General features: G+C 73.3%; 23 protein-coding genes and 3 pseudogenes. 12 read left to right on the plus strand and 14 right to left on the minus strand.

What is annotated here, in order from left to right; translation table 11 throughout:
- Window position 1: 1 nt before the first annotated feature.
- Genes AQJ67_RS00205 through AQJ67_RS00230 form a run of 6 tightly spaced genes read right to left on the minus strand, consistent with a single transcriptional unit; the run spans window position 2 to window position 3730 of the window.
- Entirely contained in the window at window positions 2-1762 is a 1761-nt protein-coding gene (locus AQJ67_RS00205) for a complex I subunit 5 family protein (RefSeq protein WP_062715836.1), read from the minus strand.
- Window positions 1762-2109, minus strand: coding sequence for a sodium:proton antiporter (locus AQJ67_RS00210; RefSeq protein WP_062715837.1), 348 nt, complete (start codon window positions 2107-2109; stop codon window positions 1762-1764). Before AQJ67_RS00210 ends, AQJ67_RS00205 begins: the two co-directional genes overlap by 1 nt.
- 8 nt (window positions 2110-2117) lie before the next feature.
- Window positions 2118-2858 carry an MnhB domain-containing protein gene (locus AQJ67_RS00215; RefSeq protein ID WP_062715838.1) on the minus strand — a complete coding sequence of 247 codons (741 nt, stop codon included), beginning with the start codon at window positions 2856-2858 and terminating at the stop codon, window positions 2118-2120.
- Window positions 2855-3106 (minus strand): hydrogenase subunit MbhD domain-containing protein, encoded by a 252-nt coding sequence (locus AQJ67_RS00220; RefSeq protein WP_062715839.1) that lies wholly within the window; start codon window positions 3104-3106, stop codon window positions 2855-2857. The genes AQJ67_RS00215 and AQJ67_RS00220 overlap by 4 nt, the downstream gene beginning before the upstream one ends.
- Window positions 3099-3551 (minus strand): MrpF/PhaF family protein, encoded by a 453-nt coding sequence (locus AQJ67_RS00225; RefSeq protein WP_062715840.1) that lies wholly within the window; start codon window positions 3549-3551, stop codon window positions 3099-3101. The genes AQJ67_RS00220 and AQJ67_RS00225 overlap by 8 nt, the downstream gene beginning before the upstream one ends.
- Window positions 3548-3730, minus strand: coding sequence for a hypothetical protein (locus AQJ67_RS00230; protein WP_062715841.1), 183 nt, complete (start codon window positions 3728-3730; stop codon window positions 3548-3550). The genes AQJ67_RS00225 and AQJ67_RS00230 overlap by 4 nt, the downstream gene beginning before the upstream one ends.
- Window positions 3731-3957: 227 nt before the next feature.
- On the opposite strand from AQJ67_RS00230, the gene AQJ67_RS00235 reads away from it, so the two are divergent.
- Complete coding sequence (locus AQJ67_RS00235; protein ID WP_079055702.1) at window positions 3958-4602, plus strand: VanZ family protein; 645 nt, start codon at window positions 3958-3960, stop codon at window positions 4600-4602.
- On the opposite strand, the gene AQJ67_RS00240 is transcribed toward AQJ67_RS00235, so the two are convergent.
- Window positions 4599-5378 carry a sulfite exporter TauE/SafE family protein gene (locus tag AQJ67_RS00240; RefSeq protein ID WP_062715843.1) on the minus strand — a complete coding sequence of 260 codons (780 nt, stop codon included), beginning with the start codon at window positions 5376-5378 and terminating at the stop codon, window positions 4599-4601. The genes AQJ67_RS00235 and AQJ67_RS00240 overlap by 4 nt on opposite strands.
- Window positions 5379-5507: 129 nt before the next feature.
- Here AQJ67_RS00240 and AQJ67_RS00245 point away from each other — a divergent pair.
- A pseudogene (locus AQJ67_RS00245) lies at window positions 5508-6287 on the plus strand (glycoside hydrolase family 16 protein); the annotation flags it as partial.
- A gap of 226 nt (window positions 6288-6513) precedes the next feature.
- Here AQJ67_RS00245 and AQJ67_RS00250 read toward each other — a convergent pair.
- The gene (locus AQJ67_RS00250) at window positions 6514-6750 is read right to left on the minus strand and encodes a hypothetical protein (RefSeq protein ID WP_062715844.1); all 237 of its coding nucleotides are present in this window, start codon (window positions 6748-6750) and stop codon (window positions 6514-6516) included.
- Between the two features lie 139 nt (window positions 6751-6889).
- Here AQJ67_RS00250 and AQJ67_RS00255 point away from each other — a divergent pair, with 139 nt between their 5' ends.
- The 5 genes from AQJ67_RS00255 to AQJ67_RS00275 all read left to right on the plus strand — a co-directional run bounded on the left by AQJ67_RS00255 (window position 6890) and on the right by AQJ67_RS00275 (window position 12291).
- On the plus strand, window positions 6890-7936 hold the full coding sequence (locus tag AQJ67_RS00255; protein WP_062715845.1) for a PHP domain-containing protein: 1047 nt from the start codon (window positions 6890-6892) through the stop codon (window positions 7934-7936).
- A 55-nt stretch (window positions 7937-7991) separates the two neighbouring features.
- Window positions 7992-8687, plus strand: coding sequence for an HAD family hydrolase (locus AQJ67_RS00260; RefSeq protein ID WP_062715846.1), 696 nt, complete (start codon window positions 7992-7994; stop codon window positions 8685-8687).
- Window positions 8684-9916, plus strand: a complete 1233-nt coding sequence (locus AQJ67_RS00265) for an FUSC family protein (RefSeq protein WP_062715847.1) — start codon at window positions 8684-8686, stop codon at window positions 9914-9916. Before AQJ67_RS00260 ends, AQJ67_RS00265 begins: the two co-directional genes overlap by 4 nt.
- Window positions 9917-10221: 305 nt before the next feature.
- Window positions 10222-11184, plus strand: coding sequence for an SDR family NAD(P)-dependent oxidoreductase (locus AQJ67_RS00270; RefSeq protein WP_062715848.1), 963 nt, complete (start codon window positions 10222-10224; stop codon window positions 11182-11184).
- A 78-nt stretch (window positions 11185-11262) separates the two neighbouring features.
- Window positions 11263-12291 (plus strand): SDR family oxidoreductase, encoded by a 1029-nt coding sequence (locus AQJ67_RS00275; RefSeq protein ID WP_062715849.1) that lies wholly within the window; start codon window positions 11263-11265, stop codon window positions 12289-12291.
- A 6-nt stretch (window positions 12292-12297) separates the two neighbouring features.
- On the opposite strand, the gene AQJ67_RS00280 is transcribed toward AQJ67_RS00275, so the two are convergent.
- From AQJ67_RS00280 to AQJ67_RS00295, 4 genes and pseudogenes are all read right to left on the minus strand, one after another.
- The gene (locus tag AQJ67_RS00280; RefSeq protein WP_062715850.1) at window positions 12298-12537 is read right to left on the minus strand and encodes a hypothetical protein; all 240 of its coding nucleotides are present in this window, start codon (window positions 12535-12537) and stop codon (window positions 12298-12300) included.
- A gap of 67 nt (window positions 12538-12604) precedes the next feature.
- Window positions 12605-13833 (minus strand): annotated as a pseudogene (locus AQJ67_RS00285) (ROK family protein).
- A 49-nt stretch (window positions 13834-13882) separates the two neighbouring features.
- A pseudogene (locus AQJ67_RS00290) lies at window positions 13883-14876 on the minus strand (phosphotransferase family protein).
- A 34-nt stretch (window positions 14877-14910) separates the two neighbouring features.
- The gene (locus AQJ67_RS00295; RefSeq protein WP_062715851.1) at window positions 14911-18087 is read right to left on the minus strand and encodes a cytochrome P450; all 3177 of its coding nucleotides are present in this window, start codon (window positions 18085-18087) and stop codon (window positions 14911-14913) included.
- 189 nt (window positions 18088-18276) lie between these two features.
- Between AQJ67_RS00295 and AQJ67_RS00300 the strand changes: the two genes are divergently transcribed.
- Together AQJ67_RS00300 and AQJ67_RS00305 are read left to right on the plus strand one after the other, a co-directional pair.
- Entirely contained in the window at window positions 18277-18861 is a 585-nt protein-coding gene (locus AQJ67_RS00300) for a PAS domain S-box protein (RefSeq protein WP_062716725.1), read from the plus strand.
- 99 nt (window positions 18862-18960) lie between these two features.
- A complete protein-coding gene (locus tag AQJ67_RS00305; RefSeq protein ID WP_062715852.1) occupies window positions 18961-19455 on the plus strand; it encodes an FBP domain-containing protein in 495 nt (164 codons plus the stop codon).
- A 7-nt stretch (window positions 19456-19462) separates the two neighbouring features.
- Here the strand turns inward: AQJ67_RS00305 and AQJ67_RS00310 are convergent, their stop codons facing one another.
- Window positions 19463-20797: an erythromycin esterase family protein gene (locus AQJ67_RS00310; RefSeq protein WP_062716726.1), complete on the minus strand. Its 1335-nt coding sequence runs from the start codon at window positions 20795-20797 to the stop codon at window positions 19463-19465.
- A gap of 267 nt (window positions 20798-21064) precedes the next feature.
- Here AQJ67_RS00310 and AQJ67_RS00315 point away from each other — a divergent pair, with 267 nt between their 5' ends.
- The 3 genes from AQJ67_RS00315 to AQJ67_RS00325 all read left to right on the plus strand — a co-directional run bounded on the left by AQJ67_RS00315 (window position 21065) and on the right by AQJ67_RS00325 (window position 24975).
- Complete coding sequence (locus AQJ67_RS00315) at window positions 21065-22315, plus strand: FUSC family protein (RefSeq protein WP_062715853.1); 1251 nt, start codon at window positions 21065-21067, stop codon at window positions 22313-22315.
- A 223-nt stretch (window positions 22316-22538) separates the two neighbouring features.
- The gene (locus AQJ67_RS00320; RefSeq protein ID WP_062715854.1) at window positions 22539-23597 is read left to right on the plus strand and encodes a hypothetical protein; all 1059 of its coding nucleotides are present in this window, start codon (window positions 22539-22541) and stop codon (window positions 23595-23597) included.
- A gap of 157 nt (window positions 23598-23754) precedes the next feature.
- Window positions 23755-24975, plus strand: coding sequence for a lactonase family protein (locus AQJ67_RS00325; protein ID WP_062715855.1), 1221 nt, complete (start codon window positions 23755-23757; stop codon window positions 24973-24975).
- Here AQJ67_RS00325 and AQJ67_RS00330 read toward each other — a convergent pair.
- A complete protein-coding gene (locus tag AQJ67_RS00330) occupies window positions 24943-25668 on the minus strand; it encodes a DUF2470 domain-containing protein (protein ID WP_062715856.1) in 726 nt (241 codons plus the stop codon). The two genes, AQJ67_RS00325 and AQJ67_RS00330, sit on opposite strands and share 33 nt — an antisense overlap.
- Window positions 25669-25763: the final 95 nt, after the last annotated feature.

Here is a 25763-nt window from a genome sequence, read left to right on the forward strand (position 1 = left end):
GCTAGGACAGCAGTCCCGGCAGGGCCAGCGCGCCGAGCAGCGTGGCGCCCACCAGCACCCAGGCCACGTAGTCCCCGACGTGCCCGGACTGCAGGCGTCGCAGCGGGCGTGCGCGGTCCGGGGCGGCGAGGAGCGTCGGCCGGGTGACGGCGAGGGCCGCGAGGCCGAGGGCCAGCACGGTGGAGGCGAGGTCCAGCAGCACACCGGCCGGGCTCCAGTGCGGTGCGGGGACCACCGCGCCGCCGGACCCGGCCTCGTTGACGGCGTGCGCCACGACCTCGCCGAAGCCGGGGGCCACACCGACGGCGAGCGAGCCGGCGAGGAGCACGGCGGGGACGGCGGTCATGGTGTCGGGGACGCGGCTGAGCCGGTGCCGGGTCTCGGGGCGCTCCCCGGCGCCGGTCGTCTCGTACTCGGTGTCGTCCTCGGGTGTCGGGCCGAGCCCCAGGAACACCCGCCCCGCGACCCGCAGTACGGCCCCGGCGGTGACCGCGCTCACGGCGACGTACAGCGCGACGACCGGGCCGCCGACGGCCTCCTCCGTGACGGCCTTGCCGAACGCCGTGCCGAAGGGCGGGAGCCCGGCCAGTGCCAGTCCGGCCATGGCGAACAGTACGGCGACGCCCCGCAGTTCCCGGGCCCGTCCGTGCAGGGCGTGCTCGTCGACGGTGCCGTACCGGTCGAGGAGGATGCCCGTGCAGGCGAACAGGGCGGCCTTCACACCGGCGTGTCCGAGGACGTACAGCGCGACGCCGTCGTCGGCCTCGGGCGTGAGGGCGCCGACGCCGATCAGGAACAGCCCGGTGTGCGCGACCGTGGAGTACGCCAGCAACCGCTTGATGTGCCGCTGGTACCAGCACATGACCGCGCCGAGCACAGCCGTCACCGAGCCCAGCACGATAAGGACCCGTTCCAGGTCGGCGGCCGGGATGCCGCCGGGTCCCGCGAAGACGGTGCCGTACACCCGCCAGACGCCGTACACCCCGAGTTCGACCATGACGCCCGACAGCAGCATGCACACGGGCGTGGGCGCGACGGCGTGGGCGTCGGGGAGCCAGAAGTGGAAGGGGACGGCCGCGGCCTTCACCAGCAGGCCGGTCAGGACGAGGACGAAGGCGGCGAGGACCAGGGCGTCCGGCGGCCCGTGCGCGTCGAGGCCGCGGCCGATCTGCGTCATGGCGAGCTCGCCGGTGCGGGCGTAGAGCAGCCCGATGCCCATGAGCATGGCGTACGCGCCGAGGGAGGTGACGACGCCGAAGGTCAGCGCGCCCTGTACGGCCTTGGCCTCCTCGACCCGGGTGCCGGTCAGCGCGTAGGCGACGACGCTCATCAGCTCGAACCACACGAACGCGTTGAACAGGTCGCCCGCGATCGAGAACCCGCACATCCCGGCCTGGAAGAGCAGCATCAGCGCGGGGAAGGAACCGGCGTGGCGGCGTGGGGGTTCGTCGAAGTAGTGCCAGGAGTACGCCAGCGCCGCGAGGGTCAGCAGGGAGGCCAGGGCCGCCATGCCGAGCCCCGCTTCGTCCCCGACCAGGACGATGCCGACGCTGCGGCCGTCGACGGGCGTCCAGCCGCCGACCCATTCGGTCATCGGCGGCGAGGAGTTCAGCAGCAGCACGATCGCGAGCCCGGCGGTGCCCGCCGAGACGGCACAGCCCACGGACTCGGCGAGGACGCGGGGGACCCGGCGTCCGCCGGCGACCAGGAGGGCGGCCCCGAGGAGGGGGACGGCGACGAGCAGCGGCAGCAGGTCGTTCATCAGCCGCGCAGCTCGGAGAGTTCGTCGGGGTCGACGGTGCCGTGCCGTTTGGCGACCTGGATGACGAGGGCGAGGAGGAGCGCGGTGACGGTGGCGCCGACGACGACGTCCGTCAGCGCGAGGGCCTGCACGACCGGGTCGACGACGGGGCGTGAGCCGGGCTCGACGTCGGAGAAGACGGGTGCGGTGGCGTCGTCGCGGTAGCCGACGGCCAGCAGCAGGACGTAGGTGCCGGACTGGCACACGGACAGACAGCCGACGGCATGGATCAGATTGCGGCTGGTGGCCAGGCCGTAGCAGCCGGCCAGGAAGATCCACACGGCGACGAGGTACGGCAGGACGTCCATCACGGCTCTCATGTCCCGCTCTCCTCCTCGATCTCGACGGCCTGGTCCAGGAAGCGGGCGAGCAGCACGACGACCGCGCAGGCGACCTCCATGCCGATGGCCGCGTTCAGCAGCGGCACGGTGCCGCCGGAGGACAGGGTGTTGAACGTGCCGTACGGCAGCAGGGTGTTGGCGAGGAACGCCGTGCCGCCGATGAGGCCCGCGAGTCCGGTGACGACGTACGCCGAGGCCGACACGGCGTCGCCGACCTCGTACAGGCCGACCGGGCGGACGCGTTCCAGGGCGCGGTAGTCGGCGCCGAGGTAGAGCAGGTGCAGGGAGGTCGCGGCGACGACGCCGCCCTGGAAGCCGCCGCCGGGGCTGAGCTGGCCGTGCGCGATGACGTACAGGCCGGTGACCAGGGCGATCGGCAGGACGATCAGGGCGTACCGGCGCACCGGCGGGGCCACGTCGGCGGGTCGGGGGCGGGCTCGGTGTTCGTCGCGGGTCTGGCGCAGCAGGACGACACAGCCGACGACGGCCGCGAACAGGATGGTCATCTCACCGAGGGTGTCGAAGGCGCGCTGGTCGAAGTTGACGGAGGCGATGGTGTTGGCGGTGTGCCGGGCGAGGGACTCGCGGACCGCGCGGTCGCCGTAGGGGTGGCTGTCGCCGCCGAAGCCGGGGAGCCGCAGACAGGCGGCGACGAGGAGCACGGCGAGGCCGGCGAGACCGAAGGCGACGAGCCCGAGCCGGGTGCGCGGGCTCATCGCTCACGCCCTTTGCGCCGCTTGACCTTGCGTACGGCGAGGAGCAGCAACAGCGGCGTGAGGGCGCCGCCGACCGCGAGTTGCGACAGGGCGACGTCCGGTGCCTGTACGGCGGTGAAGAGCACGGCGAGCACGACGCCGAGGACGGCCAGGACGAGGGCCTGGCGGACGGGGTCGCGGACCAGTACGGCCACGGTCGCGGAGCCGGCGACCAGCAGCAGCGCGACGACGACGACCGCGTCAGCCACCGCGCACCCCCGCGATCCCGCCGGACAGCGCGCGCGAGGCGACCACGTTCCCGCCGATCAGCAGCGCGCCGACGAGGAGCAGCTTGGCCATCGCCCGGCTCGGTCCGACGGCCGCGCACAGCGCCGCGACCACGCCCGCGGCGAGCCCGGCTGCGGCCCAGGTCACGCCCCAGGCGCGGGGCGGGTCGTCGGCGAGTTCGTCGGTCAGCAGACGGGCGAAGACGAGGGTGCCGACGGGGCCGAGCAGGGCGAGGACCAGGGCGAGATCGACGTATGCGGAGCGGTCGTAGCCCTGGGCGAGGAGGAGCAGTCCGGGGCAGGCCAGCGCGGTGGACACGTTCTGTGCCACGACCCGGCGCCTGAGCGGTCCGGTGGCGACGCCCCAGAGGGTGGCGCCCAGTCCCGCGCCGAGTACGACGGACGCCGCGAGGAGCCAGCCGTTCACCCTGCGGTCACCGCCCGGCGCGCGGCGACTGCGGCGAGCGCGGCCACGGCGGCGGCGCCCGCGCCGACGGCGAGTTCCAGGGTGTCCACGGCGCTGACGAGGATCAGCCACAGCCCGGCGAGCGCGGCCCACCAGGCCAGGAACTCGGCCGTGGCGACAAGCGTCGTACGCCGGTCCATGCTGGGGCACCTCCGCGGGCCAGATGTCCGTTACTTCCGTTCCGCGTCATCCAAACACCGCCTCGGGTGACAGAGGCGGCGGCGCGCGCGGGTCTCCGCCCGGAGTGCCCCGACAGCGTGAAGGGAAACCGCGGGCGGCCGGGACCGGGAGCCGCACGGTGGGCATCATGTCGCCGGTCCGGGGTAATCCCCTTACTACGAAGGGAAGTTGAAGACTGGAGGACCGCATGGCCCGTAGAACCCCACGTTCGCGTGCCGCGTTGCACCCCGGCACTCCCAAGTCCGCAGGCGCCGCCACGTCCGGGCGCACTGCCAAATCCGGGCGCACTGCCAAGTCCGGGCGCACTCCCAAATCTTTCAAGTCCGAGCCGTCCCCGCGATCCGAGCGGCACCCCTTGCGCTTCCTCGCCCGGCTGCTGGCCATGGTGTGCGCGTTCGCGTTCATGGTGGCCTTCGCCGTCGTCCTGGCGAAGCTCACCCTGGAGCCGTCCCCGGCGTCGGAGGCCCTGACGCACACCAACCTGCGGCCGGGCCGTTCGCTGCGGGCCTATCTGGACCAGCCCGAACTGCGCGACGCCGTCCGGCAGATCGGGGGCAATCTGCTGCTGGGCGTGCCGTTCGGCGTCCTGGTCCCGGTCGTCGCCCCGAGGACGCGCGGTGTGCTGCGCGTGCTCCTGCTGACGGCGACCGTCATGCTCCTCGTCGAGTTCGCCCAGGGCGCCCTGGTCACCGGGCGCGCCTTCGACGTCGATGACGTCATCCTCAACACCACCGGCGCCCTGGTCGGCTATCTGCTGCTGGGCCGGCGGCTGAGCCGCGCCGTGCACGCGCGCGGGTCGCGCTCCCGGAAGGCCCAGGGCGAGTCCGCCTAGAACCGCACGACCAGCTGGACGATGGCGACGGTGCCGACGACCACGATGAACGTGCGCAGAACGGCGGGACGCAGGCGGCGGCCGACGGTGGCTCCGAGATGGCCGCCGACCGCGGACCCGACGGCCAGGAGGGCGACGGCCGTCCAGTCGAAGTCGGCGACGACGAGGAAGAAGAGCGCGGCGACGGAGTTGACCACGGCGACGAGCACGTTCTTGACGGCGGTGAGGCGTTGCAGGCCGTCGTCGAGGAGCATGCCCATCAGGGCGACGTAGATGATGCCCTGGGCAGCGGAGAAGTAGCCGCCGTAGACGCTGGCCAGGGTCAGTCCGACGAGCAGCAGGGGGCCGCCGTCGGGGCGCGCGGGGCGTTCCTTGCGCGCCCGGCGGACGTTCAGCCTCCTGCTGATCACCGGCTGGAGGGCGACCAGCAGAAGGGCGAGCCCCACCAGGACCGGCACGATCCGTTCGAACGCCGAGGCGGGCAGGGCGAGCAGCAGCGCGGCGCCGGTGAGCCCGCCGAGCAGGGCGCCGGCGCTCCACTTCAGGATGCGGCGGCGCTGGCCGCGCAGTTCGGCGCGGTATCCGACGGCTCCGCTGATCGAGCCCGGGATCAGTCCGAGCGCGTTGGAGACCGTGGCGGTGACCGGCGGCAGGCCCGTGGCGAGCAGCACCGGGAACGAGATCAGCGTCCCCGACCCGACGGCGGCGTTGACGGCTCCGGCTGCCGTGCCCGCGCCCAGGATCGCGAGCAGCTCACCGATGTGTGCGGCGTTCATGGTGAGAAGCCTAGGAACGCAACACTTCGGCGGCGGACGAAGGATGGGAAATCCTGGTCCGTACCAAGGTATTGACGACTTCTTATCTCACTCCTTGAATCAAGTGGCGACACCTTCCCCCCACCTCGGTCGGCGGCGGCGGTGGCGTTCTCCGACACCTTCGACGGGCCCGCCGGCGCCGCGGTCGACGCGTCGAAGTGGCAGAGCGAGACCGGCGACAACGTCAACAACCACGAGCGGCAGTACTACACCTCGGGCAACAAGAACGCGGCCCTGGACGGCCAGGGCCATCTGGTGATCACGGCCCGGCGCGAGAACCCGGCCAACTACCAGTGCTGGTACGGAACTTGCCAGTACACCTCGGCCCGGCTGAACACCGCCGGGAAGTTCACCGCGCAGTACGGGCACGTCGAGGCACGGCTGAAGGTGCCGCGGGGGCAGGGCATGTGGCCCGCGTTCTGGATGCTGGGCACCCCCGTCAACTGGCCGGGCTCCGGCGAGATCGACGTCATGGAGAACGTCGGCTTCGAGCCCTCGACCGTGCACGGCATGATCCACGGCCCCGGCTACTCCGGTTCGGGCGGCATAGGCGCCGCCTACTCGCTGCCGGGCGGGCAGGCCTTCGCCGACGCCTTCCACACCTTCGCCGTCGACTGGGCGCCCGACTCGATCACCTGGTCCGTGGACGGGAACGTCTACCAGCGCCGCACACCCGCCGACCTGGGCGGCAGGCAATGGGTCTTCAACCAGCCGTTCTTCCTGATCCTGAACCTCGCGGTGGGCGGCTACTGGCCCGGCGACCCGGACGGCTCCACGGTCTTTCCGCGGCAACTGGTGGTGGACCACGTCTCGGTGACCACCGGAGACAGCCCGACCGGCGGCGTCGCGATCCGGGGGCGAGTCGGACAGGTCTAGGCCCTGTCGTCAAATTCCCGTCGTCCGCCCGGAGGGCGGGCCCGGAGGCGGCGATGGGGGTGCCCCCGCGCGAGCCGGGCGAAGCTCGGTTCGAGCGTGGGGGAGCGTGCGATCGCAAGGCGCCGGAGCGCCCTCGTGGCGGAGCCACGTGGGCGGTTCGGCAACGCGGCGAGCGTGCGTGCCAGACGCCTCCGGGCAGGCGGGAATTTGACGACAGGGCCTAGTGGTGGTGCCAGGTGAACTTGTCCCCGCCGACCCAGCGGACCACGTCCGGGTCGTCCAGGTCATGGACGGTGATGCCGAACGCGGCGGCATACTCCAGGACGTCGGTGATGGTCCTCGCCTGACCGACGACCATGCCGTCGATCTCCATGATGCGAAACGGAGGCGTACCCGGCTGGACCCCGAGCACCATGATCCGCGGGTGTGCCATGTGCGGGCTCATGCTTTCGGTCATGAATAGAGCGTAAGGCGCTACTCGCCTCGGCGGGTCCTTGAGTCATCGACGGGTCCTTCGGCCGGCGTCCGGTGGCGCGCGCCGGCGGTCCGGGGTGCGTCCCCGGGGAGCCTGGGGAACTCTGGAGGAGGAGGTGGCGATGGACCCCGTCGAGGCCCTGGAGCGGATCGCCTTCCTGCTGGAGCGGGCCCTGGCGCCGACCTACCGCGTCCGTGCCTTCCGGACGGCCGCCCGCGTGCTCGCCGGGCTGCCCGAGGGCGAGGTGCGCGAGCGGGCGGAGGCCGGGTCGCTGGAGTCGCTCAAGGGCGTCGGCCCGAAGACGGCCCAGGTGGTCCGCGAGGCACTGGCGGGTGGGACGCCGGGCTATCTGGAGAAGCTGGAGGGCGACGTCGAGGAGTCCACCGGGGCCGACAGCAGGGCCGGCGGGCGGCTGCGGGCGTTGCTGCGCGGGGACTGCCATCTGCACTCCGACTGGTCCGACGGCGGCAGCCCGATCGAGGAGATGGGCCGGACCGCGGCGGAGCTCGGCCACGAGTGGGCCGCGCTCACCGACCACTCGCCGCGGCTGACCGTGGCCCGCGGTCTGTCGCCCGAGCGGCTGCTGCGGCAGCTGGACGTGGTGGCGGAGCTGAACGAGACCTGGGCGCCGTTCCGGCTGCTCACCGGCATCGAGTGCGACATCCTGGAGGACGGCTCGCTGGACCAGGAGCCGGAGCTGCTGGACCGGCTGGACGTCGTGGTGGTGTCCGTGCACTCCAAGCTGCGCATGGACGCCCGCTCGATGACCCGGCGGATGGTGGCGGCCGTACGCGATCCGCACGCCGACGTGCTGGGGCACTGCACGGGCAGGCTGGTGACCGGGCGTGGGCGGCCCGAGTCGCAGTTCGACGCGGATGACGTGTTCAGGGCGTGTGCCGAGTCGGGCACGGCGGTGGAGATCAACAGCCGGCCCGAGCGGCTGGACCCGCCGCGCCGGCTGCTGCGCCGGGCCGCCGACGCGGGCGTGCTGTTCTCGATCGACACCGACGCGCACGCGCCCGGACAGCTGGACTGGCAGATCCTCGGGTGCGCCCGCGCGGAGGAGTGCGAGGTGCCGGCCGAGCGCGTGGTGACCACCTGGAGCCTGGAGGAGCTGCTGGCCTGGACCCACGAGGGCCGGACACCGGCCCGAGTGGCGGGCGTCTGACGTGGTACTCGGCCGGCACGAGAGAAGCGGTTCGCGCGCCAGGAAGGGGCAGCCCATGGAACGGGCGGCGGTGTTCGACGTCGACGGAACCCTTGTCGACACCAATCACCTCCATGTGACGACCTGGTGGGAAGCCTTCCGCCAGACCGGCCACCGGGTGCCCATGCACGCCGTCCACCGGGCCGTCGGCCTCGGCTCCACCGATCTGATCGCCCACCTCCTCGGGGACGACCGGGACAAGGACCGGGACGCCGAGCTGAGCGCCGCGCACAAGGCCCTGTACGGCCAGTACTTCGACCGGCTGCCCCCGCTGCGGGACGCGGACCGGCTGCTGCGACGACTCGCCCGCGAGGGCTGGCGCGTCGTCCTCGCGACCTCGGCCGGCGGGGCGGAGCTGTCCGCGCTGCGCCGGGCGATCTCCGCGGACGACGCGATCGACGCCACCGCGAGCGCCGACGACGTCGACGAGGGCAAGCCCGCTCCGGAGCCCGTCGAGCACGCCCTGGAACTGGCCGGGGTGCCCGCCGAGCGGGCGGTCTTCGTCGGCGACACCGTGTGGGACATGCGGGCCGGCACCCGCGCCGGGGTGCGCTGTGTGGGCGTCCTGTGCGGCGGCATCCCCCGCGCCGACCTGCTGGACGCGGGCGCGCAGGCGGTGTACGACGATCCGGCCCATCTGCTGGCGACGCTGGCCGACAGCCCCCTGGCCGACGTGCCGGGCGGCCCGGACACGCACCCGCGCACCGGATGACGCGTGCGACGCAGGGGGTGGCCCGGCCCGCGCGCCGGGTCACCCGGGCGGCGGAATCCATACGCCAGCGGACCGACGGGGGCGCCCGGGTGATCAACGCGCTACGGCGGGAGGCGGACTCCGTCGGCAGGGCCGCCCGGGCCGCCTGGGCCGGGCCCGGCCGGGAGCGCGACCTAATCGTGCAGTCGCTGAAGGCGGCGGCCGCGGCGCTGCTGGCCTGGCTGGTGGGGAGCGTGTGGCTGGGCGACCCGATGGCCCTGATGGCGTCCTGGGTCGCGCTGATCCTGGTGCAGGCCACGGTGTACAGCTCGCTGCTCCAGGCCGCGCAGCAGTTCACGGCGATCTGTGCCGGGACGGTGCTCGCGTCGGCCGCGCTGGCGCTCACCGGGAGCACCCTGGGCGCGCTGACCCTGTCGATCCCGCTGCTGATGCTGCTGGCCAACTGGTCGCGCTTCGGCGACCAGGGCGTCTTCGGCGCGACGACCGCGCTGTTCACCCTGGCCACGGGCGCGGCCGGGGCGGCCGCCGTCGGGCACCGGGTGGGACAGGCCGCTCTCGGGGCGGTGATCGGGGTCGCCGTCAACGCGCTCGTACTGCCGCCGATCCATCTGCGGGACGTCCGGGAGAACCTCGCGGCACTGGCCCGGGAGGCGGGGGACCTCCTGCACACCGTGGCCGCCGATCTGCGGGACACCGAGTGGAACGCGCAGAGCGCGGCCGGCTGGTCGAGTGCCTCGGCACGGCTGGAGCGCCGCCTGGAGACGCTGCGCTCGGCGCGGGGCTGGAGCCGGGAGAGCCTGCGGCTGACCGCGGGCCCGCTGCGGGTGCGGCGCGCTCCGAGGCCGGCGCCGCCGGAAGAGGAGGACGAGCGCTGGAGCCGGGTCACCGGGCACATCAGGGCGCTCACCCGGACGCTGGCCGTCGCGGCCGACGAAGAACGCGCTCCCCTGCCGCCCGACGGGCCCGCGCTGCACGCGTACGCCGGGCTGCTGGACCTGATCGGCGACAAGTGCCAGGTGGAGAGCAGGCATCTGCTGGAGGCCGGGGAGGGCGAGGCCGGTCCGGACGACCGGGCCGAGGCCACGATGCTGCGGCTGCGACGGGAGCTCCAGGACTGGCTGCGGGAGCACGCCGGGCAGGGCGCCGCTCGGGCGACGGTGCTCGGGACCCTGCTGCTGCAGGCCGAGAACGTGTGGAGCGAAACCGTTTCGGCAGGTCAGCGAGGGTGACACAGATCACCTGGCATCTGCCCCCGAGACGGAACACCCGAGGGTGGTTGCCCGTTGAACAACACGTGGGTGCGGATGGGACAGTGTCCCCGGGCCTCACCTTTTGCCCACAGGGACGATCGTTCGGCTGAAGCCCTGTGGAGCCTTTCGCCGAGAGGCGACCGCCATCCGCACCCACCACAGACCGCCCCGACCGTGGCTCCCCCGTCCCGGTCGGGGCTCTCTCCTTTGTGGGCGCACTTTGTGGGCGCACCCGGCCGGGTCGGTTTGACTTCGAGAGCACTCCAATTCGTAGCGTTCCGGACATGAGCACTGCACAGCACAAGATCGGCTCGGGGTTCGGCGCCCACAGCACCGCCGACGAGGTCCTGGACGGCATCGACCTCTCCGGCAAGCTCGCGATCGTCACCGGCGGCTACTCGGGGCTCGGCCTGGAGACCACGCGTGCCCTCACCAAGGCGGGTGCCCGGGTCGTCGTACCGGCACGTCGGCCGGACACCGCGCGGGAGGCGCTCGACGGCGTGGACGGTGTCGAGGTGGACACGCTCGACCTCGGGGACCTGGAGAGCGTGCGCTCCTTCGCCGAGCGGTTCCTCGACTCGGCGCGCACGATCGACATCGTGATCGACAACGCCGGGATCATGGCCTGCCCTCAGACCCGGGTGGGGCCGGGCTGGGAAGCCCAGTTCGCGACCAATCACCTCGGTCACTTCGCCCTGGTCAACCGGCTGTGGCCGGCGATCGAGCCCGGCGGCGCCCGGGTGGTGTCCGTGTCCTCGCGCGGTCACCACTTCTCCGGCATCCGCTGGGACGACGTGCACTGGCGGCAGGGCTACGACAAGTGGCAGGCCTACGGCCAGGCGAAGACCGCGAACGTCCTGTTCGCCGTCCAGCTCGACCGGCTCGCGGCGGACCGTGGCGTACGGGCCTTCGCGCTGCACCCCGGCGGCATCCTCACCCCTCTGCAGCGGCATCTGCCGAAGGAGGAGATGGTGGCCCACGGCTGGATCGACGAGGAGGGCAACCCGATCCCGCAGGACGGCTTCAAGACGCCCGAGCAGGGCGCCGCGACCCAGGTGTGGGCCGCGACCTCACCCCAGCTGACCGGCCTGGGCGGCGTCTACCTGGAGGACTGCGACATCGCCGAGCCCGCCCCGGCGGACGGTGAGCGGGCCGGCGTGAAGGACTGGGCGGTGGACCCGGAGCAGGCGGCGCGGCTGTGGACGCTGTCGGCGGAGCTCACCGGGGTGGACGCGTTCGCCTCGTAGTGCGGGCCCGGAGCGTGCGAGCGCCTCGGAGCGGGTACTCGGACGCTCCCCGTCCCCGCTCTTCGTAAGGAGCCGCAGGTGAGCAGCGAAGCGGCCCGCAGGATCGTGGTCACCGGTGCCACGGGCAATGTCGGTACGAGTGTGGTGCGGCTGCTCTCGGAGGATCCGGAGGTCGGCTCCGTGCTGGGGCTGGCCCGCCGGATCCCCGACTGGTCGCCGCCGAAGACGGACTGGGCGGCGGTCGACCTGGGCTCCGAGCAGGCCGACCTGGCGGGCGTCTTCGCGGGTGCCGACGCCGTCGTCCATCTGGCCTGGGCGTTCCAGCCGACGCACGATCCGGCGCGGACCTGGCGCACGAACGTGCTGGGCGGCATCCGGGTCTTCGAGGCGGTGGCCGCGGCCAAGGTGCCGGCGCTGGTGCACGCGTCGTCGGTCGGCGCGTACTCGCCGGGGCCGAAGGACCACGCCGTGGACGAGTCCTGGCCGACGCACGGCTGGCCGGACGCCGCGTACTGCCGGGAGAAGGCCTATCTGGAGCGGACGCTGGACACCTTCGACCGCGCCCATCCCCGGGTGCGGGTGGTGCGGATGCGGCCGGCGTTCCTGTTCAAGCGGGAGTCGGCGAGCGAGCAGCGCCGTATCTTCGGGGGCCGCTTCCTGCCGGGTCCGCTGGCCCGGCCCGAACTGCTGCCGGTCCTGCCGGACATTCCGGGACTGCGGGTCCAGGCCCTGCACACGGACGACGCGGCGACGGCGTATCGGCTGGCCGTGAAGTCCGACGTGCGGGGCGCGTTCAACCTGGCGGCCGACCCTCCGATCGACGCGGGGCTGCTGGGCGAGATGCTCGGTGCCCGCCCGGTCCGGCTGCCCCGCCCGGCGGCCCGCTCGGCGATTGCCGCCGCGTGGGGGCTGCACCTGCTGCCCGCTTCCCCGCACCTCTTCGACGCGGTGCTGCGGCTGCCGCTGATGGACTGCACACGGGCCCGTGCGGAACTGAGCTGGCGGCCGGAGCGTACGGCGACCGAGGTGCTGGAGGAGTTCCTGCAGGGCCTCCAGCGCGGTGAGGGCGCGCCCACGGAGCCGATGCGGGGGCGCAAGGTCGGCTGACCCGGCTCAGCCGGGCGGCTCCTCGGGTGCCGGATGTTCCGGATGGACCGCGCCCGACGGGGACGCGCCCTGCCGGCTCGTGCCCGCCTCGTCCGTGTCGGGGACGTCGTCGTCCTCGCCCGCGTCGTCGGCGGGCGCGACCGGCACCTCCCAGGGGTCCTCCCCCTCGTTCGCCTGCTGGTCCGGCAGATCTCGCGGAACCGGCCCGCCGTTCTGCTCCGGCGCCTCGCGACGGTCGTCGGCCATGGTGCACCTCCTGCGCGTCGTCCAAGGTCAGGGCACCGCGAGTACCGCTCCCGCGAGCGGCGAAACCTCAGTGCGGCACCCGCTCCGAGGAAGCCGTCCGCCAGGCGGGCCCCGGCGCCTGTGCCGCCGGTTCGGCGCGTCGGCCGCCCCGCGCGAAGAAGTCGGCGAGCGGCAGGATCGCGGCACCCACGGTGACCGCGTCCGGACCGAGCCGGCCGAGGTCGACGGTGACCTTCTGGGCCGGGTGCCGCAGGGCGTAGGAAGCCGCGTACCGGCGTACGGCGGGCAGGAAGCGGGCGCCGAGCTGGTGTCCCGCCCAGCCGCCGATCAGGATGCGCTCGGGCTGGAAGAGGTTGATCAGGTCGGACAGGCCCGCGCCCACGTACTCGGCCGTCTCCTCCAGTACGGCGAGCGCCACCGGGTCGGCGGCCTCGCCCTCGGGCGGATACGCGCCGGCCAGCATCGCCGCCAGCGCGGTCTCCTCGTCGGTGCCCTCCGGCGCTCCCGCCCTCCTCGCGCCAGCGCGCGAGCAGCGACTCGGCGCCCGCGTAGGCCTCCAGGCAGCCGAGGGCACCGCAGCGGCAGCGGCGCCCCCGGACGCGTACCGTCAGATGACCCCACTCGACGGCCCGTCCGTGCTCCACCTCGGGGGTGACCAGACAGGCGCCGACGCCGGAGCCGAAGAGCACGACGAGCGCGTTGCGGGCGCCGCGTCCGCCGCCGAACCACATCTCGGCCTGGCCGAGGGTGCGGGCGCCGTTGTCGATGAAGTACGGGACGCCGTCCGGGAGCGGGGAGCCGCCCGCAGGAGCCGCTCCAGCGGTACGGCGTCCCAGCCGATGGTCTGTCCGTGCACGACGGCGCCGGGGCCCGGTGTGGGTTCGACGATCCCGGGGACGCCGATGCCGACGCCGAGGAGCCGCTCGGGTGCGATGCCGGCGTCCGAGAGCACCTCGGCGATGCCGTCGCGCACGTGGCCGACGATGCCCTCGACCTCGTACCGCGCTTGCGTCAACGGCCTTTCCGCGCGGGCGAGTTCGGTGAGGGTGAGGTCGAAGAGCCCGATCCGTACCCGGGTCTCCCCCACGTCGACGCCGATCATGTGGCCGCTGGCGGGCGCGACGCGCAGCAGGATGCGGGGGCGGCCGCCGTCGGAGTCGACGCTGCCGGCCTCCTCGACCAGGCGTCGGCGATCAGCTCGGCGACGACGTTGCTGACGGAACCGGAGCTCAGTCCGGTCGCCGGGCCGAGTTCGAAGCGGCTGAGGGGGCCGTCGAAGTACAGGCGTTGCAGCACGGCCGTACGGTTGCCCCGTCTGAGGTCCCGTACCGGACCACGAGCCGGTCTACGAGGTCAGGTCCTCGATCTCGGCCAGTGCCGCCACGAGCTCCGGGGCGACCGAGTCCTGGACCCAGCGGTGCTGTGCGGCGTCGGCCGCCCGGGGGGCCGTCTCCGTGAGCATGATCAGGTAGAGGTAGGAGCGGTAGAGGGCCAGGCGCAGGCGGGCCGGGGCGTCGAAGTCGGCCCGTCCTCCGGCCTCCCGGTATCCGGCGAGGAAGGCGTCGTCCTGCTTGATGTCGCCGAGCAGGGCCAGGGAGACGAAGTCGGCTGGGGGTCCCCCCAGGCCGTTCAGGCACTGGGGGAGGATCGCCCCAGAACATGCGCTCGCCGTCGATGAGCCCGCCGATCCGGGCCTCCCCCGACGCCCGGTCCACCAGGATGTTGCCCGGCCACAGGTCGAAGTGGACCAGGCACGGGACGGTGACCTCGTCGAGGGTGTCGTAGCCGGCCCGGAGCGTGTCCGCGACGGCGTCGGCGGGGCGGGGCAGCGTGGGCCGGTAGTGGCGGGCGTCGTCGAGGACGGCGTCGAGCATCCCGGTGAAGGCGGTGCGCCAGTCGGGGGCGAGCGGGCCGAGGGCGCCGGAGGGGTAGCCGAAGGCCGGTCCGGTCACCCGGTGCAGGCGGGCCACCTGGCGGCCCAACTCCGTGCGCAGGGCGGTTCGTTCGGTGTCGGTGAGCTCGCCGTTCCAGGGTTCGCCGGGGCAGGCGGTCATCAGCAGCCGGTCCCCGTCGGCCACCACACGCGGTGCGGGCACGTCCGCCTCGGCGGCGCTCCGGTAGAACTGCGCCTCGGACACCAGCAGCCGGTTCTCGTGGCTCAGTCCCGGGACGGTCGGCGGGGGCGGCACCTTCAGCACGTACCGGCGGCCGTCGGTGAGGAGGAGTTCCTCGACCGTGTTGTAGGTGCCGCCCGTCAGCGGGCGGAGGTGGGCGAGGTGGTCCGGCGGGATGCCCGCCGCGTCCAGGACCTGCCGGGCCCGTTCCCAGGAGTCCACCACCGTGCGCCCACCCCGCCCCTTCGGTCCCCGTCGATCAGCCGGCCGTGTACACGTCCTCGACGTAGCGGCCGTCCGCGATCAGTGTGTCGAGCCACCGCCCGGCCGCCGTGTCGTCGGCGCCCGGCGTGCGCTCCCGGTACAGCGTACGGAACGCCTCGCGCACCCCCGGCGCCATCCGTGAACCGTCCCCGCACACGTACACCCGGGCGCCCGCCCCGAGCAGTTCCCAGACCTCGTCGGCCTCGGCGGCGATGCGGTGCTGGACGAAGGTCACTCCGTCCTGCGGGGCGGCGCTGAAGGCCGGGCGGAGCGAGACGGCGCCGGCGGCCTCGGCGGCGCGCAGTTCGTCGGCGTGCAGGAAGTCGGCGTCGGGGGCGTCGCAGCCGAAGTAGCAGAGGGCGGGGGCGAGTTCGGTGCCGGTCGCGCGGGCCGCCGTACGGTCGGCTATGGCTCCGCGGAACGGGGCGAGCCCGGTGCCCGCGGCGACCATGACGACGGGCGTGCCCGCGTCGATCCGGAAGGCCTCCCGGCAGGGCTGGACCCGGGCGTACACCGTGTCGCCGGGTTCGATGCCGGTGAGGTGGCCGGAGCCGGTCCCCCGGTAGCGGCCCTTGCCCGAGCGGGCGGGGGCCTCCAGCAGGGAGACCATCAGGTCCGCGTGGCCGGGGTCGACGGCCGGCGAGGAGGAGATGGAGTAGTGGCGGGGGCGCAGCGGGGTGAGGATTTCCAGGAGTCGCGGCCAGTCGAGGGCGCCGCGCAGGGCCGGGAAGTCCTCGATCACCTCGACCAGGGTGCGGGGGTCGTCGGTCAGGTTCGCCAGCGCCGTGCGCTCCGGCGGGCACGGGTTGGCGGCGGCGAGGGCGGCGAGTTGGGCGGCGTTCGGGCGCTCCTGCAACTCGACGTGGCGGGTGAGGAGTTGGCGTACGGACACCGGCCGGTCGACCGCGAGGCCGTCCCGGCGGGGGCGGGTGGCGCGGATGTCCAGGACGGTGTCGAGGTCGACGCCGAGCGCGGCGGCGGCTCGCTCGGCCAGGGCGGGGGCGTTGGCGGGCAAAACGGTGAGGTGGTCGGCGGTGCGGTAGGTGACGCCGTCCGGGAGGGCGACGCGGACGAAGCGCTTGCGGCGAGCGTAGCCGGGGGCGGTGAGGTCGTGGGCCTCGGTGACCGTCATGGGGACGAGGCCGTGCCGTTGCGCGAGGGCGTCCAGCGGGCCTCCGGTCAGCGTGCGGACCTGGTACGCCGTGGCCGGCCCGGCGTCGGCGGGGGCGGTCGCGTCCGGGTCGCCGTACCGTTCCAGCAGCGCCGTACGGAGCCGGGCGGTGAAGTCCCGTACCGCGCCGGTGAGATCACCGGAGGCGTCGGCGGCGGCGCGGTCGACGAGGCGGGTGGCGCCGAGGTCGGCGAGCGTTGCGTCGAAACGCGTGGGGACGTGCTGGTAGGTGGCGGCCCAGTTGCGGTCGCCGACGCCGAGGACGGCGTAGGTGACGTCCGTGGCGTCGGGGGCCTCGTCCAGCCAGGCGGCGAAGGCGGTGGCGTCGTCGGTGGGGCGGCCGTTGTAGGAGGCGGCGGTGATCACCACCGGGCGGTCGGTGGGCAGGCCGCCGGCGTAGTCGTCCAGGGGCGCCACCTGGGTCTCGCAGCCGATCGCGGCGGCCTCGTCGGCGAGCTGGGCGGCGAAGTCGCGGCAGGTGCCGTAGTTGCTGCCGTGCAGGAACAGAGCGCTGGTGCCGGGGCGGACGCGGGCGGGGAGCACGGCCGTGTCGGACTCGGCCTGCGCGGCGGCGGGGACGGCGCCCGGCAGCGGGGCGTGTGCGCGGTCGGCGGTGGTGCGCGGGGTCAGGGCGAGGGTGAAGCCCTCGGGCTTGAGGGTGAGGGTCTCCTTGACCGTGAGCCGGTAGTCGGCGTGGTCGCGCAGCCGGTAGCGGTGGACGAGCATCGCCAGCAGCATGGTCGCCTCGTGCAGCGCGAACTGCCGCCCGATACAGGCCCGTTCACCGGTGCCGAAGGGCTTGAAGGCGTGCACGGACCGGGCTTCCTCGGCCTCGGGTGTGAAGCGCGAGGGGTCGAACAGCTCGGGGTTGTCGCCCCAGACCGGCTGCCGGTGCAGCATCGGCGTGAGCACCAGGGCGGCCTGCCCGGCGCGCAGCGGGATGCGTCCGCCGAGCAGGGTGTCCTCGCGGGCCTGCCGGGAGAACACGGCTGCGGTGGGCCACAGCCGCAGCGCCTCGTTGAGGACCTGGCGGGTGTACGCCAGCTTCCCGACCTCGTCGTACGTCGGCTCCGGGTCGGCCTGGTCGCCCCAGAGCTCGTCGACCTCTCGCCGCACGAGCTGGAGCGCGGTCGGGTGCTTGGCCAGGTAGTACAGGGCGAAGGACATCGCGCCGGAGGTGGTCTCGTGGCCGGCGATCAGGAAGGTGATGACCTGGTTGCGGATGTTGGCGGTGTCGAGGGTGGTGCCGTCGGCGGGGTGCTCGGCGGTGAGCATCAGGCCGAGGAGGTCCTCGGCGGCGCTCTGGTCGGTGCCGGTGCGGGCGGCGATGACGTCGTCGACGACCTTCGCGAGATAGGCGGAGTCAGTGCGGCAGGCGGCGTCCGCCGCCGAGTAGTCCCGGCCCGGGACCCGGGCGAGCCGGGTCATGCTCCACTCCAGGCAGCGGACCATCGACTCGACGAAGGGGTGCGGCTCGGGCCGCTCGAAGGATCCGAAGTCGTAGCCGAAGCCGGCGAGCCCGATGGTGTCCAGGGTCATCCGGGTCATGTCGTCGGGGACGTTCACCGGCCGTCCGGCGCGGGCGTCGCGGTCCCAGGACTCGACGAGCCGGCGGGCCACCTTCAGCATCACCGGGTGGTAGGTGCGCATCGAGCCGAGCGCGAAGGCGGGCATCAGGATGTCGTGGGCCTTGGCCCAGTTGGGCTCGTCGTTGTACGCGGTGAACAGGCCGTCGGCGGCGAACTCGCGGACGTTCTCCAGGCCGGGCCCGACGTGCTTGGCGAACCGCTGCTCGTCGGCTAGTTCGGCCACCAGGTCCAGGTCGCCCACGAACAGGGTGTCCCGCCCGTGCAGCCGCCGCACGAACACCGGCCCGTGCTCCCGCATCAGCGCCATGGCCTGCTGGATCGGGGTGCCGCCGGGTCCGACGGAGGTGATGTCGACGAGGGGGACGCCGGGGAGGGCGTCCGTGGTCTGCGGGTGCAGCGCGGTGGGGGGCATGGCGCGACAACTGCCTTTCGCGGTACGGAGTTCCTGCGATCAAGCGTGATCGACGGGTACCGGCCGCCCGCGCCCCGGCACTACATGATTGTGTAGTGCCGGGGCGTACGTCGCTCTTGCGCCGAGGGACAGGAGGTGCTCGTGGGCTGGCTGCACCCGGAGGCCGTGGTGTGGCGCAACCGCGCCCTGATGGTCTTCGACCGGGTCTCGGTGCCGATCGCGGTCTGTGATGTGTACGGCGCCGTGCTGCTGGCCAATCCGGCGATGGCGGCGGAGTGCGGTACGCCGCCGGGGCGGCTGCGCGGCCGGGACGTGCTGGAGCTGTTCCGGCCGCAGGAGGCGACCCAGGTGGAGCGGATCGCCGAGGCGTTGCGGCTGCGGCACCGCTCGCGGTACCAGGTGTCGGTGCGCTGGCAGGCACCCGACGGCGCGGAGCGGCACGGCGAGCTGACGGCGGACCCGGTGAGCGACACGGTGGAGGAGACTCCGACGCTGCTGGTGATGCTCCGCGTCCTCGGTGACCGCGAGGCGCCCGAGCGCAGGCCCGCGAAGGTGGCGCCGATCGAGGCCCGCGTCCTGGCCCTTCTCGCCGGGGGTGCCACGACGGCGCGGGCCGCGCGGGAGACGGGGCTGACGGTGGACGGCGTGAACTACCACCTGCGGCGCCTGTCGGCACGGTGGGACGCCGCGAACCGTACGGAGCTGGTGGCCCGGGCCTATGCGAAGGGCGTGCTCGCACCCGGGGTGTGGCCGCCGGAGCCGGCGTCGCCGTAATTCACTGGCGCACGTCCCTCACTCCTGCGATCCTGCCTGACCTAGCCACGAACCTAGAGCCTCTAGGTTTGCCGGACCGACTCATTCAGGAGCCCACCCATGAGGCCGCTCACCGACCCGGACATCCGCAACTCCTTCATCAACTGCTCGAAGGGCGAGGCCAAGCGGCTGTCCCTCCCCCGTGACCTCGACGAACGCCCGTGGGACGACCTCGACTTCCTGGGCTGGCGGGATCCGGGAGCACCCGATCGCAGCTATCTGGTGACCGAGCGGGAGGGGCGCGCGGTGGGCGTCACCCTGCGCTTCCCGTCCTCGCAGCGCGGTTTCCTGCACCGCAGCATGTGCTCCCTGTGTCTGACGACCCATCGGGGCGGGGGCGTCTCCCTGATGACCGCGCGCAAGGCGGGCCCCGCCGGGCGGGAGGGCAATTCCGTCGGCCTGTACATGTGCACCGACCTGGCGTGCTCCCTCTACCTGCGCGGCAAGAAGGTCCCGGACTCCGGAGCCCGCTTCGAGGAGAGTCTGACGCTGGAGGAGCAGATCGCCCGCGCCACGGGCAATCTGTCCGCCTTCCTCGACAAGCTGTACGTCTGACGGGCGCCTACCGGTCCCGCAGCCGCGCCGCCCGCACCTGGTGGAGGTGGATCAGTACGTCGTGGCTGCGGGCGAGCGCGATGTCGTGCGGCCCGTCCGGGTAGGCGGTGCCGATACCGCGCGTCGGCCGGGCCCGGCGCAGCCACTCGCGGGCCGGTGCGCCGACGGACCGCAGGTCGAGGACGTAGTCGCGGTGCCGGACCCGGTCCAGGGTCCGCTCGTTGCCGTCCGGGCCCGCTGGCCCCAGCGTCCAGCGGCGGATCACGTCGTCGTCCAGTCCCGTGGCGTTGAACGAGCCCCGGCCGAAGGTCAGGCCGACGGAGACATAGCCCGCCCCGAGGCTGTCGCGCAGGAACGCGCCCTGGACCTCGGGGTTCTCGGCGGGGTCCTCCGGGACGTAGCCGACGTGGTTGTTGTGCGCCGAGAGCAGCACCTTGGTGCCGGTGTGCCGCTGCCACCACACCACGTTGGCCGCCATGGTCGCGTCGCGGTAGCGCATGGCCGCGGCGACCCCGGCCGGGTCCGCGAGGTCGAAGGCGTACTGCCGGGCGGTCTGGTCGATCACGGTCGCCTGCCGGATCGCCCAGGCGTGCGCCGCGCGGTCGCTGCCGGGAGCCGTCCGCCGGAGCAGCCGCAGCGCCTCGCCCGTGCGCGCCGCCCGCTCCCTGCGTTCGGCGTACGGCAGCTTCAGGTACTCCTCGATGTACCTGCCGGTCGGCACGGTGGGCCGCAGGCCGCGGTAGAGCTCGGCGAGCCGGGCGCTCAGCCCGGGGTGGGCGCCGTCGGCGTGGTCCTCGACCGCGTCGTACAGTTCGGGGCCGCTCCAGGCGATGTCGTCGCCCAGGAAGCGGACGGGGTCGTCGGGGTGGCGGAGGTTGTACGCGCGCATCCACTCGACGAGCCGCAGATAGTCCGTGTTGTTCCACCACAGGAAGTCCCGCTGGAACTCCTCGCGCATGATGCGCCGGGGGTCGCCCTTGCCGTGGAGCACATAGGCGTCCAGGCGCAGACCGGTGCTCCAGGGGGCCTCCAGGGCGAAGGTGCGGAAGCCCTTCTGGGCGACGAGATGCCAAAAGACGCGGGCCTTGAGCGCGAAGAACTCGTGCGAGCTGTGCGTGGCCTCCCCCAGGCCGACGACCCGCGCGCCGCCGACCATCCGGTCCACAGGACGCAGATCTGCGGTGTCGCCGCCCGGTTCGACGGTTCGCAGCGGGTGGGCGGCACGGTCGAGCGCCTCGACGACCGTGCGGGCGGGCGGTGCCGCCGTGGCCGGGATGCCGGTCGCCAGGGCGGCGAGGATGATGAACAGGGTCAGCACTGATCCGGTGAGATGCCGATTCATGATCCAAGGCTTGCGTCCCGGGCGGACGGGGGCCATCCGGTGGTCCTCCGTCCCCGGGTGCGGACAACCACGGGGTGGGGGCGGGGGTTTTCCTCAGCCCCGGACCCGGCCGGGCGCCCGGTCCGGCGGCGCGCGGGTGTCGACGATCACCAGCCCGGCCCCTTGCCGTACCACGGCCGCTGCGATCACTCTGGGGGTCCTTGCGGACCGTCACGTTCCGCAAGCGGGGTGGGAAGCATCTGTGGATGGAAGGGGAGCAGCCCGAGGATGCCAGAGGCACGTGAGGGAACGCCGGTCCGGGAGCGGCTGGCGAAGCTGCGCCGGGATCCCGTGGTGGTCCAGACGCTGCGTTCGGCGGCGGCGGCGACGATCGCCTACGTCATCGCGCTGCGCCTGAGCCCCGAGGCCGCCCCGCTGACCTCTCCCCTGACCGCGCTGCTGGTCGTCCAGGTCACCTTCTACGCCACGCTCACCAACGGCATCCGCCGCGTGAACTCCGTGGTGGCCGGCGTCCTGGTGGCCATCGCCTTCAGCCTCCTGGTCGGCCTGACCTGGTGGAGCCTCGCCCTGCTGATCGTGGCCTCGCTGGCGGTCGGCCATCTGGTGCGGGTGAACGAGTACGTGCCCGAAGTGGCGATCAGCGCCATGCTGGTCCTCGGGGTGACGACCGTCGGGGACACCGCCTGGGCGCGGGTCGTGGAGACGCTGATCGGCGCGGTGGTCGGGCTCGGCTTCAATCTGCTGCTCGCGCCGCCGGTGTGGGTGGAGGAGGCCGGTGAGTCGCTGGAGGGACTGGCCCGCCGGGTGCGGCAGTTGATGCTGCGCATCGGCGAGGAGGCCGCCGGTCACACCCCGTTCGAGCAGGCCGCGGCCCGGCTGCACGAGGCGCGCCGGCTGGACCACGACATCGTCGAGGTGGACGCGGCGCTCCGGCAGGCCGAGGACAGTCTCCGGCTCAATCCGCGCGTGCGCGACAGCCTGCTGCACCGCGTGGTGCTGCGCACCGGGCTGGACACGCTGGAGATCTGCACGGTCGTCCTGCGGGTGCTCGCGCGCACCCTGACCGACCTCGCGAAGGAACGTGAGCCCGAGCCGCTGTTCGCGAAGGAGACGGGCGCGGTCCTGGAGCAGTTGCTGTCCGAGATCGCCGACGCGGTGGTCAGCTTCTCGGTGCTGGTCACCACGCACGTCAGCAGCAACGCCGACGCGGCGGAGTCCCGGCTCGCCGCCGAGTTGCGCACGGCGGGGGGCACCCGCGACAAGCTCGCCCTGCTGCTGCGGGAGGAGGCCGAGCGTGAGGAGGGGCACTGGCAGCTGCTGGGCGCCGTGCTCACGGAGGTCAACCGCATCCTCGACGAGATGGACACCGAGCACCGCTCACGCCGGCTGCTGGAGGAACTGGACCGCGTCTCGCAGGAGCAGCGGTCCCGGATGCCGCGCCTGACCCGGCTGCGCGAGCGCATGGGCGTTCAGGAGCAGTTGTGGAACCGTACGGGGATCGGCGGACGTTCTTCGTGAGGGAGCGCCGGGACGGGGCCGGCGCCGGGAGCTAGGCCCTGTCGTCAAATTCCCGTCGTCCGCCCGAAGGGCGGGCCCGGCGGCGTCTGGTGCGTGCGATCGTAAGGCGCCGGAGCGCCCGCGTGGCGGAGCCACGTGGGCGGTTCGGCAACGCGGCGAGCGTGCGTGCCAGACGCCGCCGGGCAGGCGGGAATTTGACGACAGGGCCTTAGGGAGCGGGACGATGGGCGAGTCCACCGTGCGGATCGACGGAAACACACTGCGGCTGCCGGGCGGTGTGGCGGTGCGGTTCATCCGCACGCTGCGGCTGCCGGAGAAGGGCACGCATCCGCTGCCGCCGGGGCTGGGCGAGTTCCCGGTCCGAAGGGTGGCGGACTACGCGGACACGGTTCCCGAGGCGTGGCGGGCGCGCGGCGGGGTGATGCTGCCCGTCTACCTGCGCGAGGCGATGTGGCTGAGCTTCGGGGGCACGACCGAGCCGGCCGCCTTGCAGGTAGGCGTGGGCAAGGTGTGCGCGGTGTCGGGAAAGCCCTGGAGCGACCGGCTCGCCCGTAAACCGCAGAACTACGTCGTGCTGCCCCGACAGCCCTGGCTGGACGGCATCAACTCCGGCAAGGGCACCGTCCGCCAGTTCGTCGCCGTCCCGCTCGGTCTGGGCGCGACCGTCGAGGGTCAGGTCACCGGCGAGGAGGTCTGGGGCGGCGTACAGCTGCAGTCCTTCGCACTGCGGGAGCCGCTGCTGGAGCGGTGGCGCGAGGAGGAGCGGCGCCGGGCGGAGCAGGCGCGGGCCATGCCGCAGTACGGCGGCTACGGCGCCGCCATGCCCATGGCCGCGCCGCCCGCACCGGGCGCGGTCCCGGCGCCCGCCGCAGCTCCGGCGCGCGGGATGCGCCGGGCGGCCGCGGCGATGGGCCTGGGCGTGGGCGGCTCGATGCGCCAGGAGGTCTACGAGGACGACCGGCCGCTGTCGGACTGGGCCGACGCCCCCGCCGGACGGGTCTTCGTCCATCTGGTGATGCCCCCGGAGTGGCGCCGTATCACCGGTGAGGCTCCCCCGCCGTCGCCGGTGGACCGTGCCGCGTACACCAGGGCGGGGCTGCCCTGGTTCGACTACTACGACCAGGACGCCGAGGATCTCGCCCCGACGGACACGCTGGAGGCGGTGAAGCCGGTCGGTGACTGGCTCGGCGACGACCACGAGCCGTGGCAGGCGCCGACGCCGGGCCAGGTGAAGCACCTGAAGGACGCGCCGGGCAAGCCGGTGCAGGACGGGGACTGGTAGGAGGCACGCGGAGCTCGTGTCGCGGCATGAGCCCATGTTGAGCGCCACCCCTTCGCATTGCACTGTGCGCAACGCGCGTTGCTCTTCTTGCGCTCGACGGGTGATCCACGCCAAGGTTGCTGTCGCGACCACGACGACCGAGACCTGAGGTGTGGACATGGGCAGTGGTGGGCTGAGCAGGCGCCGTTTCGTCGGCACCCTCGCGGGATCGGCCGCGGGCGTGACCCTCCCCGCGGCCACGGGATGCGACGACGCGCCCGCCCCTGAGGCCACGGCCGACACGGCGGCTCCCGAGGCGACCACGCCCGGGACCCGTCCGAGCGCGCAGTCCGAGAGCCGTGCCCCGTCCGGCCCACGCCCGCTCTACCTCGGCACGTACACCTCCGTGGAGGGCGGCGGCAAGGGCATCGGGCTCGCCGCGTACGACCCGGACACGGGTCGTGTCACCGGCACCGGCACGATCACGGACGTCGCCGACCCGTCGTATCTGGCACTGCACCCGGACGGCCGGACGCTGTACGCGGTCGACGAGCGCGAGGACGGCGCCGTGACCGCCGTGCGCCTCGCCGACCGCAAGGTCCTGGGCAGCCGGAGCACCGGCGGGGCGGCGCCCTGCCATCTGTCGGTGCATCCGGGCGGACGCTGGCTGCTGAGCGCCAACTACGGCACGGGCAGCGTGGCCGTGCACCCGATCGACGCCTCGGGCGCGCTCGGCGAGCGCACCGACCTGGTCACGCACTCCAGCCCGGCGCCCGGCCCCGGCCAGGACGGCCCGCACGCCCACCAGATCGTCACCAGCCCCGACGGCGGCCACGTCCTCGCCGTCGACCTGGGCACGGACACGGTGTACACCTATCGCCTCGACCAGAAGGCCGGCACGCTCACCGAGGTCACGCGGGCGCGGACGAAGCCGGGCGCCGGCCCGCGCCATCTCACCTTCCACCCGGGCGGCCGGTACGCGTATCTGGCCAACGAGGTCGACAACACCGTCGCGGTCTGCGCGTACGACCCGGGCAGCGGCCGGGTGACCATCGGCGAGGAGCAGGAGACGGGCACGGGTTCCGGCACCAGCTATCCGGCGCAGATCGTGGTGACGCCGAACGGCCGTTTCGCCTATCTCGCCAACCGCGGCCACAACAGCCTCGCGCGCTACGCGGTGGAGGCGAAGGGCGCCCGGCTCAGGCTGCTCGACACGGTGCCGGTGTCCGGGGACTTCCCGCGGCAGATCGCCCTCTCGCCGGACGGCACGCTGCTGTTCGCGGCGAACCAGCGCTCAAGCACCGTGAGTGTCTTCCTCCTCGACGACAAGAGCGGTGAACTGCGGCTCGCGGGCGAGCCTTTCGCGTCACCCGTCGCCGTCTGTGCGCTGCCGCTGTAGGGCGCGTGGGCACGAGGCGGCGCTGGCCTGGGCGAGCAGGACGTGCATGCGTTCGGTGAGCTGCGCGACGTCGTCGGCGGGGCGGTGGAACGGCAGTCGTACGTCGCCGTCGGAGCGGGCGCGTTCGATGCGCAGGGTCAGTCCGTGCCGGTCGACGGCGAGGGGCTGGACGCGGACGGCGCCGTGCAGGCTGTCGGAGTCGACGAGGCGGGTGAGCCGCTCGACGGCGTCCGGGTGGCAGTCGGCGAGGTGGGTGAGCAGCCGGGCCTCGGCGGTGGCCAGCGGGTCGGGCGCGGCGGCGGCGAACTCGTCGAGGCCGACGACCACGGCTCCGGACGGCTGCCGCAGCACCACGCGGGTCGCCTGGAAGGCGAGTTTGCCGTCCTCGGGGATGAACCAGCCCGACATCCAGAGCCGGGTGCGGATCCGCTTGCGCACGGGCACGGGGGCGACGTCGGCGAACTCCAGGACGGCGGACGGCTCTCCGCGGGGCGCGCAGATCGCCGCCGTCACGAGCACACTGTCCTCCGGCACGTCCAGCAGGACGGCACCGCCCTCGGTCACCGTGTGCGCGCCGACGAGCTCCTCCCGGCAACTCTCCGCGGTCACCCCGCAGGACCACGCACCGGCGAGCACCGACCGGGCCCGTTCCGCCGCGGAAGGTGCCGCCGTCCAGGCTTGGCTGTCACCCATCCCGTTCCTCCTTAGGTAAGCCTTGCCTAACCTATCGAAGATCGAGCCGCACGCCAACCAGCCACGGTGTTCCTGTGCGATCTCTTTGCGGGAGC

The sequence above is a fragment of the Streptomyces caeruleatus genome (genome assembly GCF_001514235.1).
GTDB lineage: Bacteria > Actinomycetota > Actinomycetes > Streptomycetales > Streptomycetaceae > Streptomyces > Streptomyces caeruleatus.